The following is a 20,141-nucleotide window of genomic DNA, read 5'->3' as shown; positions in this document are numbered from 1 at the left end:
ATATTAGTTAGTCTATCGATAAGAGACATGTTTTCAGTCCTTTCCTCTTTTTATCGATTATCTAAAACTACTTTTATCTTCCTTAAACTTTTTGTAAACCTGTAACCATGTTTGCGCCATTAGCATATTACCAGCAGAATTCATATGTACTCCATCTGTCGTTAATACTTGATGATTTTGTTTTTGTAAATATTCCATGAATACTTGATGTGTAGGCACAACTACTGCATCATACTTGGCTGCTATATGATGAATGACTGTTACATAATCTTTTAAAAGAATATTGCCTTCTGCTTCAATCGCTTCTTCAATTACGGTTGGCTCCATCAAAAAAATACTAGCATCTGTTTCCTTTTTTACTTTTTCTAATAAACGATCGTAAATAGTGCTAAATTTAGCTGGAGTAACCTGTTCTAGTTGAGGCTGGTCTAACTGTCTCCATACATCATTAATTCCAATTGATATAGAGACTAGATCTGGACGTAAGGAGAGGACATCTGCTTCCCAGCGTTGTTCTAAATCAGTGATTCTATTTCCATTTATCCCTTTATTAACAATACTTGGCAATGCTTCTGGTTGATTAATAGTAAAGTAGTCTTTAATATAACGAACATACCCATAACCAATGCCTTCCCTATCTTCCATTTTTCCCGCATATGTAATACTATCTCCTATAAATACGAATCGTTGATTTGCTTCCATCCCAATTATCCCTCCATAGAACGTTTTCATTTATACAATAGCATGTATTTCTTTCACAAAGCAATCTTCCATTTCTTCCCATACAAAAAGCCTCAATCGGAAATTAAAAAACTCCAAGAGAGGCTGTAAGAAATTCAATTATTGTTGTGCCTGGACAATTTTTTCTAAATTACGTTCCATTACTTTAATATAATCCATTCCACTTTCTTCATCTTCTTTGCTTAACGCTTCTAAGGTGCTTAGTACTTCTGTTCTTGCCCCAATTTCAGTGGCAAGCGTATCTGCAACTTTTTGCGAAGCCGTTTCTTCAAAATAAATAACGCTAATATCATGTTCTTTTGCAAAATCTTTTAATTCAGCTAATCTTTGTGCATTTGGCTCTTGTTCTGGTGATATCCCAGAGATTGGTACTTGAGTTAGTCCATATTCACTTGCTAAATATCCAAATGCGGCATGTTGTGTAATCATTTCTTTTTTCGCTACTTTGCTTAGTTCATCCTGATATTTTTGGTCAAGTGCAGTTAATTTCGCAATATATTTTTCACTGTTCTTTTGATATGTTTCTTTATTGTCTGGATCCGCTTTAATCATGCTCTCTGTAATTGTTTCTACTTCTTTAATCGCTAGTGCTGGACTTAACCAGACATGGGGATCTTTCTCATGACTATGCTCATGCTCTGCTTCTTCACTTTCATGGTCATGGTCAGCTTCTTCCCCATTATGCTCGTGCTCTCCTTCTTCGCCTTCATGATCATGCTCATCTGTTATTCCCTCTTTTAATGTAATACCTTTACTTGCTTCAACAAACACTGTTTCTTTATTATCAACAGCAGATTTAATTGTATCTACAAAATTTTCCATATATATACTATTAAAAACAAATAAATCTGAAGCTTGCACATTGGCGATATCTTTTGGTGTTGGCTCCCATCCATGTGGTTCTTGATTCGAAGGAATAAGTAAGTTTACATCTGCCTTGTCACCAGCTATATTTTTGGTAAACTCATACATAGGATAAAAGGTAGTCATGATCTTCAGTTTCTCCTTATTTGCCCCGTTGGAAGTATTATTTTCTCCTTTTCCACATGCAGCTATCACCAATATTGCAAGTAACATAATAGTTACTAATGTAAATTTTTTCCCCATTTTTATCACCCTGCCTTTTATTTACTTTCTTTATGCATTTCTTTTAATATTAAACAATATAAGCTCCATTCGATCTGGATTATTCTGTTCTCCTTAATTTTAAATTTTAATTACGATCTCTGTTTCTGTAAAAACTAGTGTTTTTTTACTCTCATAATGACCAAACCTTTGTTTGTTCATACCCAAGATATAATATAGCCCTGTAAGATCAAAGTTTAAATTATGTATGAAAACTATGGATATCGCATTTGTTCAAAAACTACTATTCTCACTTTGCCTTACACCTATCCACCGAGAAACCTGAATGTCACTTATTCTCTCAACATGTTTTTTACCACCTGCCGGCGATTCATGCACGTCTAGGAATTACTAGGATTAAATAAACTCCATTCCAAACAAACCGAAACTATTACGATTTATAAAATTACATTAAGATTAAAAGATTATTCCATCGACTTTCTTATATTAACCGTAACGATTACGATTTGTAAAGTGTTTTTTTTTATTTTTATCCTAACTATTTAAAGAACCTGTAAATTGATTTTAAAAGAAAAAAGGCTATATTCATCCAAGATCTGGAAGTAACATAGCCTTTCTTAAATACATCTACTGCTATTATTAGCTTTATTTGGTTTCTACCGTCGATTTAAAGTAAACACGTTCTTTTTTCTTTCCTGATTCATACACGGCACAAATCATTTTTTGGGTTTTTAGCGCTTCTTCCCCCGTGACATCTAAAGGAATTCCTGTTGCTAACGAATCGTAAAAATTATTGATTTGCTTTACATGACTTACTCCCCAATACCCTTTTACTCCATTTTCATAATGAAACGTTTCTTGCGGATTATTATCTGCGATGAATTCTCTTCCATCCATTAATCGAATAGTTGCCCGGTCAGCTACCATTTTGGCGATTCCCTTTTCACAATGCAGCTCAATTTCAACTGGCGCGTCATACGTATAATAATTTATAGCATGAAAAGCAGTAACAATGCCATTCTTATATGCTATAACTCCTTCAGCTGCATCTTCCACCTCAATAATTTCATGTGCACGATTGCTTATTGATGCATCTACATAGTTAATGTCGGCATTCACAAACCATCTCATCAAATCCATTGTATGAATTGCTTGATCAATTATAACTCCGCCACCTTCTTTCTCCCATGTCCCTTTCCAATCACTTTTTTGATAATACTCATCAGAACGGTCCCATGTAACAGATAGTTTTCCTGTTTTGATCTTGCCAAGTTCTCCATTATCCAACATTTTCTTTATGAGCTGGGAGCCAGGATTATAACGATTTTGAAAAATGACACCAAGGGTAACCTTATTTTCCTTCGCTGTTTCCACCATTTCAACAGCATCATCATAATGAATAGACATTGGTTTTTCTGTTAATATATGAATCTGTTTTTTCGCAGCTTCAATTGTCACTGGTGCATGCAAATGATGTGGCAGACAAATATGCAACACATCTAAACTTTCCTGTTCAAACATTTCCTTATAGTCTGTATAAGCGGCACAGCCATAAATTTTGGCTTTTTCTTCTACTCGTTCAGGCTTTACATCACAAACTGCTACTAACTCTGCATCCTCTCTTGAGACAATTGATTGGGCGTGCATAGGAAAAATATTACCACAACCAATAATCGCTACCTTTAATTTGGACATGTTTCTCTCCCCCGTTTCCACTATTTAATGAATGTCTATTTATTCAAGTATTTCTTTATACTTAATAAACCTAAACCCACCACATTTGAGAAGGAGCATCTTCAATTAAAACGGATTTCAAATTAGTAACCGCTCTTGTTAATCCTTCCCTAATAGACATAATTGGATCCTCATGTTCAATGCTGACAACATAATCGTACCCATATGTTCTTAAAGCACTCATCATATCTGACCATTCACTTACACTATGTCCACATCCAACGGAACGAAATGTCCAGGCCCTTGTCTGAACTTCACCGTATGGCTGCATATCTGTTAAGCCATACATATTAACATTATCCTGGTCAATATACGTATCTTTTGCATGAAAATGATGAATGGCTTTTTCCTTTGCTAAAATTTTAATCGCAGCAACCGGATTAATACCTTGCCACCATAAATGACTTGGATCCAAGTTTGCGCCAATCGCATCACAAGTTTCCTCTCGTAATTTTAATAAAGTATATGGAGTATGCACTAGGAATCCGCCGTGCAGCTCTAATCCAATCTTCACACCACTCTCTTTTGCAATATGCCCTACTTCTTTCCAATAAGGGATTAACTTTTCTTCCCATTGCCATTTTTTCACATCAGAATATTCATTTGGCCATGGCGTAACTGGCCAGTTTGGATATTTCGCACCATCATGATCCCCGGCCGTTCCTGAAAAACAGTTTACAACCGGAACATTCATCAAGGATGCTAGTTTGATTGTTTTAATCAATGTCTCATGCGATTCCTTTGCAAATGCTTCTTCTGGAGAGATTGGATTTCCATGACAACTGAATGCACTTATGATTAAATCACGTTCTGTCACCTTTTTTAGATATTCTTTTCTCTTTTCTTCTGATTCTAATAATTCATCTACATTACAATGATTGTTTCCAGGATAGCCGCCAGTACCTATTTCAACTGCTTGAATACCAGCCTCTTTTACTGCATCAAGCATTTCTTCAAATGATTTGTCTGCAAATAATACGGTAAACACGCCTAATTTCATGAGAGCTCCTCTCCATTCCTTCCAATTTTCCTATATTCTTTCCTTCTATATACCTATATTTTGGTAATAGTCTTCGATGCTTGTGATTCCAAGGCTGCAAGAATGATCGCCAAAGATTTTTTTCCTTCTTCTCCGCTAATAAGCGGCTCTTTATCTTCTAAAATACATTCCACAAAATGATCTATAACACCAGTCTTATTTTGTCCACCATCATTATTTGATTGAATTCTGCCTAATTCATAATTTACTTTTTCCCCATTGGTATATTGGATAATTAACGAATAGTTTGGATCATCTTCTAAACGAATGACGGCTTTTTCTGCATAAATAACAGTTGAATTATCTTCTTTTCCACGATAAGCCCAGCTCGCAGTCAACGTTCCAATAATGCCGCTATCTGTTTTTAATATACAAACAGCATTATCATCTACAGTAGAGAAGTCTTTTGCATTTGTTTCTACAAATGCTCCTACCTCTGTAAATTCCTCTCCTAATACAAATCTTAATAAATCTGCTTTATGAACACCTAAATCTCCCATAGCACCAATAAATGCTTCTTCTTTTTTAAAGAACCAGCTCTCTTTACCATCAACACTCCAGCCTTCTGGACCACCATGACCAAATGTTGTGCGGAAGCTGTACACTTTACCAATTTCTCCGCTTTTAATTAATTGATGTGCTTTTTGATGGGATGCAACAAAACGCTGGTTATGTCCAATCATCAATTTTTTCCCACTTTTTTTAGCAGCTTGTATCATTTGCTCAGCCTCTTCTTTTGATGTTGCCATTGGCTTTTCACAAAGAACATGTTTGCCAGCATTCAAAGCATCAATAGAAATAGGGGCATGAAGATAGTTTGGTGTACACACACTAACCGCATCTAACTCATCCATTTTTAATAATTCTTTATAATCGGTAAATGCTTGCGCTTGATATTTTTCCGCAATTTCAGCTGCTCTTTCCTCATTGATGTCACAGACGGCTACCAATTCCACTTGTTTATTCAACAGATATTCAGGAATATGACGATGCTGTGCGATACTTCCACATCCAATTACGCCTACTTTTAATGAAACCATTATATTTTCCCCCTCTATATTATTTATCTGAAATTGTCTCTAAAGGCTGGGCGTTGCCATAAACAGGCTTCTCTCTTTTCACTGGTGCTGCCCACTTTACTGCATTAATAATAACTTGCTGAATTTCTTGATGGTGATAGGTTGGATACGTTTCATGTCCTGGTCTAAAATAAAACACTTTTCCATTCCCTCTTGCATACGTACAACCGCTTCGGAATACCTCTCCACCTTCAAACCAGCTTGTGAAGATCAATTCATCTGGTGCTGGTATATCGAAATGTTCGCCATACATTTCTTCCTTTTCTAATTCGATATATTCATTAATTCCTTCCACAATTGGATGATTAGGTGCTACTACCCATAAGCGTTCGCGATCATCTGCTTCTCGCCATTTTAAATTACAGGTTGTGCCCATTAACGCTTTAAAAATTTTCGAAAAATGACCGGAATGTAAAACAATTAACCCCATCCCATCTAAAACACGCTGTTTTACTTTTAACACAATTTCATCTTCTACCTCGTGATGTGCTAAATGTCCCCACCATACTAATACGTCTGTATTATTCAAAACTTCCTCCGTTAATCCATGGTCTGGTTCATCTAATGTTGCAGTATGTGTTTCATAACCTTCTTTCTCCAAAAACGCAGCAATCGCACCATGAATGCCATTTGGATATATTTCTGCTACGGTTGGATTTTTCTTTTCATGCCGGTTTTCATTCCAAATTGTGATCATTATGTAGCCACTCCTTCTCCCTTACAATATGATGGCTTCATTATATGAAATGTAAGCGTATAAAAAAATGCTTAATCTTGTCATTTTTTTATGCAATTATGTCATTTACTTGCTTGCTTTTTGCTAAAATAGAAAAGAGCACCTAACCATATAGTCTCGTCGAATAGGAGGGGAACAAAAAGTGGAAAGGGAGACAAAGCACACCTTTAATCAACCAGTAAATGAAAAAGTAGTTTATCAAAACCCTCTATTGTCTTTAAAAGTGTGGGAGATAAATGATGAGAGGGAAGATGTAATGACTCCAGTTGATGATTACCCTTGGCATTACCATAAAGAAGTAGAATTACTTGCCATGATAGATGGAGATTTGGCGGTACAAACAAAAGAAAGGTATCTATCGATTACTTCAGGGGACGTTCTTATTATGGGAGCGTCACAACCACACAGAACAAGTAAAGTGAAGAAAGGCAATTTGCGTTATATTGTCTTACAAATTGATCTACATAAACACTTTGACCAAAGTATCCTTCCTTATTTCTATTGTTTTTCAGAATTAACACATCCATTAGACAAGATAAATTACATATTTGAAGATAATAAGGAAATAAAACAAGAAGTACATTCCTTAATAAATGAGATTCATAGAGAAAGTCAAACGAAAGAAAAGGGCTATGAGATAGCTATCAATTATTCCATCAAACGACTTCTTCTTTTATGTGTACGAAACGATACTAAAAATATGCTCCAATATTCAGAAGAACAAGACCTTGCCAAACTTAAACCTGTTTTAGATTATATTGACAGCCATTTAGAAGAAAGAATACTTGTCGAAGATGTCAGTAAGCTACTGAATTTCAGCTATCATTATTTTATCAAGTACTTTAAAAAAGTAATGGGATTGTCGTTTGTAGATTATATAAATATAAAGCGAATAAAAAAAGCTGAATTATTACTTTTAACAACTGACAAAAGTATATTAGAAATAAGCTATGAAGTCGGCATAACAAATATGGCGCAATTCTACAAACTGTTTAAAAGAGAAAATCAATGCTCGCCTAAAGCCTTTAAAAATAGAATGTTAAATGCAAGCGCCTTATAATATATAATAAAACCCGCCACCTAGTGCACCAGCACTTTTTTCTCCGTAAAAATTATTCTGAACCATTATACACCTCCATATATTTACTGTATGGAGGCGTACTATTTACAAAGGAAAGGGTGCAAAAAATTGAACGAAAATCATGTATTATTAATCATCGGCGGGGACTCTAGACAGCTCGAAGTAATCCGCCTTCTTGCACCAAAGCTAAACAAAATTTATTTGATCGGTTTCGAAGATGCTTCTGTTTCTTATAAAAATGTGCGGAAAATAAATTGGCAAACAGCTCCACTTCATGAAGTGGATACTATTCTACTTCCCATTCCGGGCATTCAAGAAGATGGAATTGCTGAATCGGTATTTTCTAAAGAAAAGATTGTTCTAACAAAAGAGTTGATTATTAAAACAAAATCTAATTGTACTATATATTCCGGTATTATCACTCCTTATTTAAAACAATTGGCTGCAGAAACAAATCGAAACTTGGTTGCTCTTTTTGCAAGAAATGATGTGGCTATCCATAATTCTATCCCAACTGCAGAGGGAGCGCTAATGCTCGCCATCAAGCATACAGATATTACAATACATAATGCCCAAGTGCTAGTACTCGGTTTTGGCAGAGTCGGTAAGACTGTGGCTCGTCTATTTTCTGCTGTCGGTGCAAAAGTAACTGTTTTAGTTCGAAAAAAAGAGGATGAGGCAAGAGTGATAGAAATGAGGTTAGCTGCAATTTTTGAATCTTCACTAGAATCAGAAATACCTCTTCAGCAGATTGTTATCAATACGGTTCCAACACTGCTTTTAACATCTAAGCTTATAAAGAATTTATCGAGCAATGCTTTAATTATTGATTTAGCCAGCAAACCAGGGGGAACCGATTTTGCAGCTGCCAAGGAACACAATATCCAAACCCTTTGGGCCCTTGGTTTACCGGCAAAAGTTGCACCAAAGAGGGCTGGTACAATAATTGGCAAAACACTGCTGGAATTGCTAAAAATAAATTAAGGTACAACTTTCAGGGGATAGTTAATAGCTATCTCCTTTTTTATGAAAATTTCAGCATTAATCGTTTTACAATTTTATACAAAAGTGATATCATAATTATATCAAATTGAAATTATAGGAGTGATTTAGTTGAAAGAAAAAAATGCGTTTCATTTTAATGGATTTATTGGCGTTTTACTTATTGCCATATCCCTTTTTCTCGGTGTCTATTTTCTTGTGCAGGAAATTCCAGGTGCTGCCATTCCCTTCTTCCTTATAGCTGTTCTTCTAGGCAGTGGGATAACAATTATTCAACCTAATCAGGCTGTTGTTGTAACCTTTTTTGGAAAATATCTTGGTACGATTCGCAGCAGTGGATTATTTTTAACCATCCCTCTTACTTTACGAAAAACTATTTCCTTACGCGTGCGTAATTTCAATAGTAAACGTTTAAAAGTAAATGATGTTGATGGAAATCCAATTGAAATTGCTGCCGTTATTGTTTTTAAAGTTATTGATTCTGCAAAAGCCATTTTTGATGTAGATAATTACGAAGAATTTGTTGAAATCCAAAGTGAAACAGCTATCCGCCATGTTGCAACAAAATACCCATATGATACATTTGAAAATGTAGAACTAACTTTAAGGGGAAATGCAGAGGAAGTCTCCAATGAACTTACGACCGAATTACAAGCTCGTCTAGACCTCGCAGGAGTGGAAGTAATTGAAGCTAGATTAACTCATTTAGCTTATTCTACTGAAATTGCCCAAGCGATGTTACAGCGTCAGCAAGCCTCTGCTATCATTTCTGCTCGTCAGAAAATCGTCGAAGGAGCAGTTGGAATGGCACAAATGGCCATTAATCAACTGGAACAGGATAAAATCATTGAATTAGATGATGAAAGAAAGGTACAATTAGTAAATAATTTACTAGTAGCGATTGTTTCTGAAAATCCTACGACTCCTGTAATTAATACAGGTACTTTATATTAATGAGTGGTATAAATGACGAAGAAAAAAAGCTTTCCATTACGCATTGATCCAGAGCTATACGAAGTCCTGCAAAAATGGGCTGCGGATGATTTTCGCAGTATAAATAGTCATATTGAGTATTTACTTCGTGAAGCTGCCAAAAAAGCCAAGCGGTATCCAAAACAAAAAGAAAATTGATTTACATTAAAAAAAGAGGCCCAAATAATGGCCTCCTTTTTTAATGGATTAACTTAACAATTCTCTTAAGTCCTCTTCTGTTAGAGAAGAAATTACTTTATCATCTGAATCGATAATTTCATCTACTAAAGTCTTTTTCTTTTCCTGCAATTCATATATCTTCTCTTCAATTGTGCCTTTAGAGAAGAGCTTAATTACATCCACTACATTCTCCTGTCCTATGCGGTGAGCACGATCCGCCGCCTGTTCTTCGACCGCTGGATTCCACCACGTATCATACAAAATAACAGTATCTGCAGTCATTAAATTAAGGCCTGTTCCCCCTGCTTTTAAGCTTATTAAAAAATAATCTCGCTCTCCTAAATTGTAGCGATGACATAATTCCACTCTCTCATCTGAAGGAGTGCTCCCATCTAAATAAAAATAGGCTAATCCCTTTTTTGCTAATTCTTGGCCAATTATTTCAAGCATACTTGTAAATTGAGAAAAAATCAGCACCCTGCGATTAGATCGCTGTGCTTCCTCAATTAGTTCCATTAGATGATTTAGTTTAGCAGACTTTCCATGATAATTGTCAACAAATAGGGCTGGATGACAGCATATTTGCCGCAGTCTCGTTAATCCAGCAAGAATTCTAATTTTATTTTTTCGAAGGGTTTCTTTGTTTAAATGCTTTAAGGCATCATGTCTTAATTTCGCGAGATAGGCTGCATACAATCTTTTCTGTTCTGGTAATAATTCCACTATTTCGCTCCATTCCCTTTTCTCAGGAAGTTCGGCCAATACATCCTCTTTTAAGCGGCGCAGCATAAATGGTCTTATTTTTTTCGCAATTTGTTTATTGGTTAAATTCGCATATTCCTTCAGGCCTTTGAATAATTCAGGAAATACAATATGGAAGATAGACCAAAGTTCTTCAATGGAATTCTCAAGTGGAGTGCCGGTTAAAGCAAAGCGATTAACCGCTTTTAGTTTCTTCACTGTTTTTGCTGTTTGTGATAGTGGATTTTTAAAATACTGAGCTTCATCAAAAAACACTGTATGGAAAACTTGCTGTTCATACCATGAAATATCCTGTCTAACTAATGGATATGACGTTATGATTACATCGATGTTTTCTAAATCCTTTTGCAGCGCAGCTCTTTCCTTTTTAGCTCCATCAAGTATAAGGCACTGAATTTCCGGAGCGAATTTCATAATTTCTCTTTGCCAGTTGTATAATAAAGAAGAAGGACATACAACTAACACCGGTTGTTTCGCTTTTCTCATCACAGGCAATTCAGATTGAATAAAGGCAATACTTTGCAATGTTTTTCCTAATCCCATATCATCCGCTAAAATGCCGCCAAATTGATATTGCGCTAATGTTTTCAGCCATTTATAGCCATCTATTTGATACGATTTCAAGACATTGTTTAAATCCGCAGGAACTTTAATATTTAGCTTTTCTGGATGCAAGAAGGAATCAATCAGCTGCTGATACGATTCATCTAAAGCAAAGATTTTTCGATCTTCTTCTATAAAAGATAAGCTTTCTAAAAGTGTCAGCTCAAACCCACTTATAAAGTCCTTGTCCTTTATTTGCGGAGATTGAAGATACCTTTGCACTTCCTCCATCTCCCTTGTTTGCAGAGCAAAAAGAGAGCCATCTTGCAAGCGATAGTATTTCCGCTTTTCTTCCAAAGCAGCTAACAAGCCTTTGATTTCTCGCTCTGGAAAACCTTCCATCTCAAATTTAAATTCAAGCCAGTTAATACGGTCTTTTTTTAATTTCACCGTAAACCTTGGCCATGTTTTTTCCTTGAAAATTCGATTTCTAATAGCTGTTGTTGCGTAAACTTTTACAAGCTTTTGCAGCTTTGGTAATACATAATATAAAAAGTCAAACTCCAATTCCTCGTTATAAAGCATATAACCACTATCTGTTTTCGCAAATGAACTGCTATCCATTAACTCTATAATTTGCTCTTCTTTCTTCCAATCTCTAAGTAGCACTGCTTCTACTTCTTTGTTCCGTTCTTGAACTGGATTGATGACAATATGATCATAGCGAAATTCTACGCTTGCCAGCAATCGATTGTTTACTCTATCTAAATAAAGCTCAGCTTGCAGGGGAGTCTTACCCATTTTTTTGGAAAGCTCTCTCTCTAATTGAACCTCCCCAAATTTTTTTAAGCTTGGGGCTATCTTTTCTAAAAAGAAATCCAATTGATTGAGTGCAATAGGAATAAAGCTCTTGCCCACTTTTTCCATCATTTTCTTTATCTCAATAAGTCTTTTAAAGTCTTCTGCTTCCAATTGCCGCACATTTCCCTCTACCAGAACAGCATAATATTGATGCAGGAACTGAATGGATTCCATTCCATGTACATTTAATTGATAGCTTCCAGTTTCATGCTGGTATAAATGAAATCTTAAAGGCAGGACTTCATTTGAAACATTTAAGGGCACCATAGTCCCTTTATTCGGATCATAATAACCTAATTCCTTCCAATGAGAACGAAGAGGAATCCAAGAGGAAGGGGGAATTAACAAAATACTGTCTCCCCATATATTACTTACTCCCTGATGATGATTCAAAAATATCCTTTCATCCTCTATTACTTTTCCTAACTCTTGTAGGATTGCTTCACTTTCTTCCTTTACACAATGAAGCTTTGGATTAAATTCTAATTCTGAACTAAATGAATAAGCTTTTCCACTCTTTATTCTTTCTAAAAACAAACGAATATCTTTTATTGGATGGGATAATAGCTGAATTTCTATTCCAAACAGATTGGTTTCCGAGTCGATTGGAATGACTTTTAGCATAAATTCAACTGGAATCACTTCTCGCTTTTCAAAATGGCGCTGCTTTTTTGTTGATAGAGTTTCACTCTGATTAAATAATGCAAAAAAATCTCCCGATACATCCATGTTTTTTTCATCGGTAGTGGAAGGAGCTTTTCCGTTCATTTGAAATTTTTTTATTTCCACTAATACAGCTGCAATATGCTGACATTCTTTTTGAAAAGAAGCTAGTTTCGGACAAGAACATGTTGCTTTTATTTCTTCCCCGTCGATTGCAACCATTACCGCAAAATCTTCAGATGCTTGAACGAAAGCTTCACAATAATTATCTCTATATTCTTTAAAAATCACCTTATGATTTTTCGAGAATGCTTCCCCTCTTTTTAAAGAAACAGGACCACACATTTCCAAAATCATTTTTCGTGTAATGACAGTATTCAACAATTTATTCTCCTTCTATCAAAATCCAGTTACGCACAATTATCCTCTTTCACTTTACTACTTTTTTTAAAACATTTCTATTGTCTTGTTACGGTAAATTTATGTAGCTCCCTCTCAGTAATGGAATTTTATTATTCCCTATATTCATAAGCCCTGTCACCTCTCCTCTTTTATAAGAAAAGTGGACAAACCACCCTTTTAGGAGTTTGTCCACTTTTTTATTAACAAGGATGTTCTTCTTATAAACTATTAGACACAAGTAATTGAACCGTGGATTGAAGTTTTTCCATCAAAGCTTCCGGAGCTGTTAAATAGAGAATCCCATTCCCTTCTAAACTTGGTTTATTTCCTAATGGAATCGTTCTCTTAATTAATTGGGCATACAATTCTGGCTCTGTTAAATTTCTTTCAAAAGCTTTATTACTGATTATTTTAACTAATGCTAAAGCCCCACTCACATGAGGGGCAGCCATAGATGTTCCTGTTAATTTAGCATATTTTCCATCTAAAAAGGTAGACAAAATTTCCTCGCCAGGTGCTACTAAATCAACTTCTCGATTAGAATTAGAAAAGCGAGAGCTATTTCTCTGTAAATCTACTGCTCCTACACTTATTACCTCATTGTAAGCAGCTGGATAACCTAATTCTTCTGTAGAATCTAAACCATCACCTTCATTTCCAGCTGCACAAACGACTAAAATTTGCGCTTCAACTGCCTTTTTCACTGCCTCATGCAATTCTTTCACATCTTCTGGTCCGCCAAGACTCATGGAGATAATATCTGCTCCCTGCTCAATTGCATAATAAATTCCATTTATAATCCATTCATACTGCCCTGAGCCTTGTCCATTTAAAACTTTTACAATTAAAAGGGATATTTCTGGTGCTACTCCCGTTAATCCATCTTCTTTTCCTGATGCTCCAATTGTTCCAGCTACGTGTGTTCCATGACCGTTATAATCCATATATATAGCTGGATCGCCATTATCATCATCGGTAAAGTTTTTTCCACCAATGATTCGCTCTTGTAAATCTGGATGATTGATATCACAGCCAGTATCTAATATGGCAACTGTAATCCCTTTTCCCTTTGTTTTATTCCATAACTCAGGTGCCTGAATTAGCTCAATTCCTTTTGGAACTGCTGCAGAAACGTCCATTACTTCTTTCACTTGATAAGGAATTACTCTGCATTCTTTTTTCATAAACAGCCTCCTAATATAATAGAATGGATATCACTAAAACAATTTTAACAATTCTGAATTATTAAAGTAAGAGGCTTAAGACTCAATTTAGGAACATCTGTTCTATTTAACTAGTTCTATTAAATTATTTATATTTTTTTAAATGTAGTGTATAATTTCTAATTTTTCTATAAGAGGAATGGTAAGTGCTTTTTCTAATGCAATTCAAAAAAAACCAAACAATTATACGATTTTTATCGGCAGCATCGTATAACTGTTCGGTTTCAGAGCGACTGAAATCCTTTATACACTAGTCTTTTATATCCGTCTTCTATTGTAGAATTTTTCTCATTCCTAAACTACTTGATAGACTAGCTTATAGACTTCTTACCATATTTTTTTATACTTAATAAATAAAAGGCCGTGAATATTAGCAATGACCAAATTATTGAGTATTGTGGACTTGTTTCAAGGATTTGAAATAGACTTGGAATATTTCCTGCCACAGAGTCATCATATGTAAAAAACAAGAAAATCATCATATTATTTGCAGCATGTGCACCGATCGATAATTCTAAGCTTCCTGTTTTCACCGCAATAAATGTCAAGGCAAAACCAGCAAGTAAATAATCTAAACCTACTAAAATGGCCGAATCATTCATTTCAGGATTGGAAAAGTGTAACGATCCAAAAATTAATCCCACTATCAGTGCTAACAAAATGGGATTTTTTATTTTTTTACCAACCAATTGTAACAATAATCCTCTAAATAAAAGTTCTTCTACTGTTGTTTGAATGGGGACAAACAGTAGAACCACAAGGAATAAAAAGAAAAATTGGGCGAAAGATACGTTATTCCATGCATAATCGTCAGCATTAAGTAGGAAATCAATTGCTGATGTAAGTAGGAAAAGTCCTGAAAATATAATAAATCCCCAGATTATCTTCTTCCAATTTACTCTGTCTTCTCCCGTAATTAATGTTCGAAATTTTCGTTTGTGAATAAATCTTACTCCAATCCATAGACCAATTAAAGCGACAATATAAATAATATGTGTCATTAATAAACTAACTGTACCGTTTCCGCCCATCACCATGCCGGTATCTAAATCAATATAGGTGGCTTCGTTCCCATCCAGTTCTACGCGTATGAATTCTACAATAAAATAGACGATAGAACCAGCAATCATAAAACCAACAGCTAATAAAATAGACGCTAAATAACGCGGCCAGCTATTTTTTCCTTCTTTTATATTCAAATAATGTCTCAAGCGACTTTCTCCTTTTATAGATTATTTTCCCCTTGAAAGTGCCTCTTCCAAATGGAAGTTGGCTCTTATTTCACCTATTTTTTCTTTTCTAGCATTCAAAACTGGTGCATGTACATATCTAGCTAAATTTGTAAATAGGTTCTCTTCTTTATATCCTAGTTGATTTAACACTTCCATTGCAGCGACATTTACAGCACGTGTTCCGCCATCTTCCACCTTAATGGCAATTCCGATTCCTTCCTGGATAAGTCCCATACATTGAACAGCCTCTGCACCTGCTTTCGATACAATTCGCCCCTTATAAGCTTTCATTAGGTCTGTATCAAACCTATTTGTTCCTCCAACCATTTCTGGAAACTCCATCATGCTATCCCTAATTCGTTTTACTATATCTATTCGGTTTACCGACTTAATAGAATCAGGGTTTGCTAATCTAGCATAGCCAAGTGCTGCATTATAGAGGGGCAATTGATGTACTGGCACCCCGCAGCCATCTAACTCAGCTTTATTTTTTCTTTCGGAAAATCACATATTGTTTCAATTGCTTCCAATATACGCTGTTGATGAGGATGCTCTACTTCTCGATATGTGGCAATGTCCTCCTTCATATGAATCGCCGCAGCAAGCATACCTGCATGCTTACCAGAACAATTACTGTATACGGGGGTGACGTCTTTGCGCTTTCGCAGCAGTTCCTTATAGCTTTCTAAATTCCATGGAGTATGTGTACCACATTGCAAGTCATCTTCTTGAATCCCCAATCTTTCTAATAAGCGCAGGATTGTCTCCTGATGAAATGACTCCCCAGCATGAGAAGCACACGCAATTGCAATTTCAGCATTATCATAAGAAAAGGAATCTGCCGCTCCTGTCTCTATAAGTGGAATGGCTTGAAAGGGTTTCATGGAGGATCTAGGAAAGGTCATTCTCTCCGGATCCCCATAGAAATATAGTAATCTACCATCTTTGTCTACAACAGCTACATGAATAGAATGGCTGCTTTCAAGATATTGTCCACGGTAGACCTGTATAGGCTTCATCACTTTCATCTACTCCTTTTCCAGTTCTATCTTGAATGATGCTATTAACTCATAGAACTTCATGTCTAGAAATTTTCTTTTAACGCTTCATACTGAAACCCTTGTTTTTGATAGTTCTGTCTTTGATACATCTCTCTCGGAGTATCTTCTCCATCTGCCAGCAAAATAATTGTCTTATTAGGAAATAAATCCATGATCTGTCTTTGCATGCGAGCAGCAATCCCTTTGCGCTGATATTCTTCAATTACAAAGATTCCGTCAATTTCAACCGTTTTATCTGCAATAATTACTTCTAAAGCACCAGCCGCTTGCCCTTTATAGTAAGCAATGACTTGTAAAAATTGCGGATTTTTGAAATTTTCCCGATAGATTCCCGTTTTCCCTTTTGCATAATCTATACCATATTCTAAGTCTTGATTATATTCTAATTGTAAATAATCCTCAAAATTCTCTTCTGTTACACTCTGAATAAGTATGTCCTCGCTAGGATATAAAACCGGAAATTCGTGAGGATCAATGGCATAAAGCTCAGTCATTCCTACTTCATAATGAAGATTTTGCACAATATGCTCCAATAACTCCTTCGTGAATTTCTCATTTTCTGGAAAAACAAATTTAAGATGTTTCTGACCAGTTTTTTGATGAAATGTTTTTAAATAATTTTCCACTAGCTCAAATTCCTGAATAGAGGGCATCTTTTTAAATTGGATATAGTTACTGTCATATTGAAGCAGCATTTCCTCATTATGAACATGGAACCAATCGCTACGCTCTTTTATTCGTTTTCCTTCTTTATGAATGTTCTTATAGGTTACTTTTTCCATGATGTTTCTCCTACCCTTTCCAATAACTTCTTACCATTTTATATCTATAATAAACGATTCATTCTTATAAATCAGTAGATTAATAGAAAAAAATGACATTAAGCAAATTTAAACAAAATAGGACTGCCCATCTTTGGAACAGTCCTGCGCCTCTGAAATAGAATATTTAAATTGCTTTCGCATCTTCCCTTGTTTCTCTCCATAGAATTACTTCATTCCCCGTTTCATTATATTGTACTTTTTGGAAAATTTGCATCATCATTAAGATTCCTCTTCCTCTTTCCTCCAACACAATATCACTCATAAGCTTTTCCGTACCGTACCTTTCGATATCATGAAATTTCTTCTTCACATCAAATCCATTGCCGTGATCCTTGATTCGCATATCAAGTGTATTCTGGTTATACTGCAGCTCTAATATAACGGGATAATTACCATGTTCTATTGCATTATTAACAGCTTCTCCTATTCCAACACTCAGCAAAAAATCCTCATCCAATAAATCTCTAAATTCTTTATTCAGCTTTTCTTTCCATTCTTTTTCCGTATGATCTTGTATTACTATTGTTTGATAAGTAATAAGCCCACTCATAAGCTGCCCCCCCAATTTAAAAAAGCACAAACTCCTTATTAAATCGACAAAATAGTAGAATAGCTTCATTTGAAATAAATGAAACACCAATGGAATAAAACGGATGTTAAACTTATATGGAAGCGGGAATCTTAAATTGCCGGTTGCTTGCTGCTGGAGTTATACATTCTTTAAAATTTATTTAAAGATTTGTTTTTGAATAAAAAAAAGCTAACTAAACAAGCATGTTTGGTTAGCCGGTTGCGCTAGTAGCTCATAATCAACAAAGCGCCCAAATAAGTTGATTAATCATAGCTTTCTACCTTTACATTTCCCATACTATCTATAGGATTTTTAAATTATATAGTATTATATACCCATATCATTTAAACATAAACCTAATGTTAAGAAATCTCTTTTTAATTTCGATAATTTTTTTAAAATTCCTCTAATTCCATAGAAAATATCTGGAAAAGAAAAAAACTCGAGCAATCATCCGAAATTTTCTTTTCGCATGATTGCTCGAGTTTAACTTTAAATAGGATGCTCATAAACTCTTATTTTATCTTTATTTCATATTTTCTATTTCTATACTGAATCATGACACACTCTTGTGCTAGACTAACGATAGGCTGAAAAGAAATCTCCTCTACTCCTCTATCCGTTCCGAGAATACTTGAAACCAATAAATGCTTTCCAGGTGCTAAACGCGACGTTAATGTCGGCAATACTGTTTTCGAATAGAGTAGATTGGTATTAGGCTCAGGTATTATTAAGTCTGCTTTACGTTTTCCATCGATGTCAATAATCCCTGTAGTTCCTACTTCCGATGGGTAAAAAAGACTATGTTCATCTTTCGTTACATATGCAGCCCCTTCAGTTACAGGTGCAGAAAATCCACCTTCTGCTGTCTCTAGCTCTCTATTTGTATGAATGCGATGAATGCGAACATGCCAAGGAGTTAAAGGAATTAGATACGTATCAATTATTACATCCTTCCAAGGCTTCCATGTAGATACAATATAATCATCATGTATTTCATACGACTCACAGCCACTACGACTTCTATAGCGATTATCACATTCAGACAGTGCCAGACAATTGTCAAATGCTCCTTGCTTTAATAAAACATTCCCTTTAGGTACACTAAAGCCAAAAGTGGTGGAATACACAAGTTTTTCATATTTTGCATCCGCGTGGGCGTGTTCATGAGAATGCTGTCCGGAAGTGAAAGCTTGCACTTCTTTTCCTTCAGAATCATGGCGAATGATCATCCTTGGACTTTTTTGCACGCTTTTCTCCAGGAACTTTACTGGTTCTTCCTCTGCCTGCCAAAAAGGATGATTCTCTGGAAGAGCTAACAGCAGAAATGTCTTTAGAGCCCAATAAGGAGAACCTGGAGCATTATAGCCTTCCGCCATATTTAAGTTTTGGTAACCATAGCCAATCGTTAAAAGACCTTCCGGAGAAAAAATCGACTGCTTAAACCAATACCGTAAATTATTTAATACTAACTTTTTAATTTGTCCCCAAGGCAATGCTTCTACATCTGCAAATGCCAATGCAGCCCAAAAGGAGGATTGTGCAAATCGATAGGTTAAACTTCTGCCAAATGGAATAGCAGATCCGTCTGAAGAAAACCATTCTTTAAAATCTTGAGCAAACTGAATAGCCCTCTCCTTATAAATCGCTGCCCTTTCTTGATCTTCATCCTCCATCACTTTTGCATAAATTAATCCGTAATAATGCATGGCAAAAGGAATATAGTAATCAATTTGATTCTTATATCCATCAAAATACCAACCGTTTTCTAAATAATATTGATCTAATTGTTGAAGATCTGCTTCTAATTTTTCTAAACTATACATTCTACCGCATTTTTTTAATGCTATGTTTACTAATACGCGAAAAAATAACCAGTTATTATTCGGGATTGTATGTTCATTGATTTGATACAGCCAATTAGCTAAGTTTTCCTTTTGCACTGTTGATAGACTATCCCAGAAATCAACTTTACTGTGAATAAGCGTACAAGAAAGTGCTGCCATTTCAACAAAGCGTTGATCATACTCTCCGGCAATCCCCCAATAAGAATCACTTGTTGGCGTTGTTCCCTCTATCATCCCTTTTACTAATTGTTGTTTTATTGCTGGATATTTATTAGGTGTTACAGAAAATAATGGCCCCCAGCCCCAAAAGGGACGCAAAAACGCTTCTAATTCTCTTGTTTTTTGCCCATATACGGAGCCATTTGTACCAAGATTCAATAAACCAGCCTTCTGTTCATTCCCTATTTTAAATAAGGGTTCGTATAAGTCATATAAAGCACGTTCTAAATCCTCTCTTGTTTTTAATGGATTCTTTTTTACTTTCACATTATATTGATTCAAC

General features: G+C 35.4%; 16 protein-coding genes, 1 pseudogene and 1 riboswitch. Of the genes and pseudogenes, 4 read left to right on the top strand and 13 right to left on the bottom strand.

Annotated elements, in window-relative coordinates; all coding sequences use genetic code 11:
* Positions 1–57 precede the first annotated feature (57 nt).
* From NSQ89_RS05590 to NSQ89_RS05565, 6 genes are all read right to left on the bottom strand, one after another.
* Positions 58–702: an SGNH/GDSL hydrolase family protein gene (locus tag NSQ89_RS05590; RefSeq protein WP_176473244.1), complete on the bottom strand. Its 645-nt coding sequence runs from the start codon at positions 700–702 to the stop codon at positions 58–60.
* Between the two features lie 138 nt (positions 703–840).
* Complete coding sequence (locus NSQ89_RS05585) at positions 841–1,848, bottom strand: metal ABC transporter substrate-binding protein (RefSeq protein ID WP_341132357.1); 1,008 nt, start codon at positions 1,846–1,848, stop codon at positions 841–843.
* Between the two features lie 624 nt (positions 1,849–2,472).
* Positions 2,473–3,522, bottom strand: a complete 1,050-nt coding sequence (locus NSQ89_RS05580; RefSeq protein WP_341132356.1) for a Gfo/Idh/MocA family protein — start codon at positions 3,520–3,522, stop codon at positions 2,473–2,475.
* A gap of 70 nt (positions 3,523–3,592) precedes the next feature.
* A complete protein-coding gene (locus NSQ89_RS05575) occupies positions 3,593–4,561 on the bottom strand; it encodes a sugar phosphate isomerase/epimerase family protein (protein ID WP_095257688.1) in 969 nt (322 codons plus the stop codon).
* Between the two features lie 53 nt (positions 4,562–4,614).
* Positions 4,615–5,640 (bottom strand): Gfo/Idh/MocA family protein, encoded by a 1,026-nt coding sequence (locus NSQ89_RS05570; protein ID WP_095257689.1) that lies wholly within the window; start codon positions 5,638–5,640, stop codon positions 4,615–4,617.
* Positions 5,641–5,659: 19 nt separating this feature from the next.
* Positions 5,660–6,376, bottom strand: a complete 717-nt coding sequence (locus tag NSQ89_RS05565) for a ThuA domain-containing protein (RefSeq protein WP_047942901.1) — start codon at positions 6,374–6,376, stop codon at positions 5,660–5,662.
* Positions 6,377–6,557: 181 nt separating this feature from the next.
* Between NSQ89_RS05565 and NSQ89_RS05560 the strand changes: the two genes are divergently transcribed.
* The 4 genes from NSQ89_RS05560 (at position 6,558) to NSQ89_RS05545 (ending at position 9,629) form a co-directional block, all read left to right on the top strand.
* Positions 6,558–7,475: a helix-turn-helix domain-containing protein gene (locus NSQ89_RS05560; protein ID WP_095257691.1), complete on the top strand. Its 918-nt coding sequence runs from the start codon at positions 6,558–6,560 to the stop codon at positions 7,473–7,475.
* A 129-nt stretch (positions 7,476–7,604) separates the two neighbouring features.
* Positions 7,605–8,480: a dipicolinate synthase subunit DpsA gene (dpsA, locus tag NSQ89_RS05555; protein WP_341132355.1), complete on the top strand. Its 876-nt coding sequence runs from the start codon at positions 7,605–7,607 to the stop codon at positions 8,478–8,480.
* Between the two features lie 129 nt (positions 8,481–8,609).
* Positions 8,610–9,452, top strand: coding sequence for an SPFH domain-containing protein (locus NSQ89_RS05550; RefSeq protein WP_047942898.1), 843 nt, complete (start codon positions 8,610–8,612; stop codon positions 9,450–9,452).
* Between the two features lie 12 nt (positions 9,453–9,464).
* Positions 9,465–9,629, top strand: a complete 165-nt coding sequence (locus NSQ89_RS05545) for a ribbon-helix-helix domain protein (RefSeq protein ID WP_047942897.1) — start codon at positions 9,465–9,467, stop codon at positions 9,627–9,629.
* A 48-nt stretch (positions 9,630–9,677) separates the two neighbouring features.
* On the opposite strand, the gene NSQ89_RS05540 is transcribed toward NSQ89_RS05545, so the two are convergent.
* The 7 genes and pseudogenes from NSQ89_RS05540 to NSQ89_RS05510 all read right to left on the bottom strand — a co-directional run bounded on the left by NSQ89_RS05540 (position 9,678) and on the right by NSQ89_RS05510 (position 20,140).
* Positions 9,678–12,860, bottom strand: a complete 3,183-nt coding sequence (locus NSQ89_RS05540) for a DEAD/DEAH box helicase (protein ID WP_341132354.1) — start codon at positions 12,858–12,860, stop codon at positions 9,678–9,680.
* Positions 12,861–13,099: 239 nt separating this feature from the next.
* The gene (locus NSQ89_RS05535) at positions 13,100–14,065 is read right to left on the bottom strand and encodes a S8 family peptidase (protein WP_095257696.1); all 966 of its coding nucleotides are present in this window, start codon (positions 14,063–14,065) and stop codon (positions 13,100–13,102) included.
* Positions 14,066–14,415: 350 nt separating this feature from the next.
* A complete protein-coding gene (locus NSQ89_RS05530; RefSeq protein ID WP_095257698.1) occupies positions 14,416–15,315 on the bottom strand; it encodes a CPBP family intramembrane glutamic endopeptidase in 900 nt (299 codons plus the stop codon).
* 21 nt (positions 15,316–15,336) lie between these two features.
* A pseudogene (locus tag NSQ89_RS05525) lies at positions 15,337–16,355 on the bottom strand (asparaginase).
* Positions 16,356–16,420: 65 nt separating this feature from the next.
* Positions 16,421–17,179, bottom strand: coding sequence for a GNAT family N-acetyltransferase (locus NSQ89_RS05520; RefSeq protein ID WP_144579894.1), 759 nt, complete (start codon positions 17,177–17,179; stop codon positions 16,421–16,423).
* A gap of 166 nt (positions 17,180–17,345) precedes the next feature.
* Positions 17,346–17,771: an ATP-binding protein gene (locus NSQ89_RS05515; RefSeq protein ID WP_047941603.1), complete on the bottom strand. Its 426-nt coding sequence runs from the start codon at positions 17,769–17,771 to the stop codon at positions 17,346–17,348.
* A gap of 226 nt (positions 17,772–17,997) precedes the next feature.
* A riboswitch (cyclic di-GMP riboswitch) is annotated at positions 17,998–18,079 on the bottom strand.
* Between the two features lie 228 nt (positions 18,080–18,307).
* Positions 18,308–20,140 (bottom strand): DUF2264 domain-containing protein, encoded by a 1,833-nt coding sequence (locus tag NSQ89_RS05510; RefSeq protein ID WP_341132353.1) that lies wholly within the window; start codon positions 20,138–20,140, stop codon positions 18,308–18,310.
* Position 20,141: the final 1 nt, after the last annotated feature.

This window comes from Niallia sp. FSL R7-0648 (genome assembly GCF_038007005.1).
GTDB classification, from domain to species: Bacteria; Bacillota; Bacilli; order Bacillales; family Cytobacillaceae; genus Niallia; species Niallia circulans.
The sequence above is the reverse complement of the archived record's forward strand: the minus strand, read 5'-3'. Positions and strand labels throughout refer to the sequence as shown.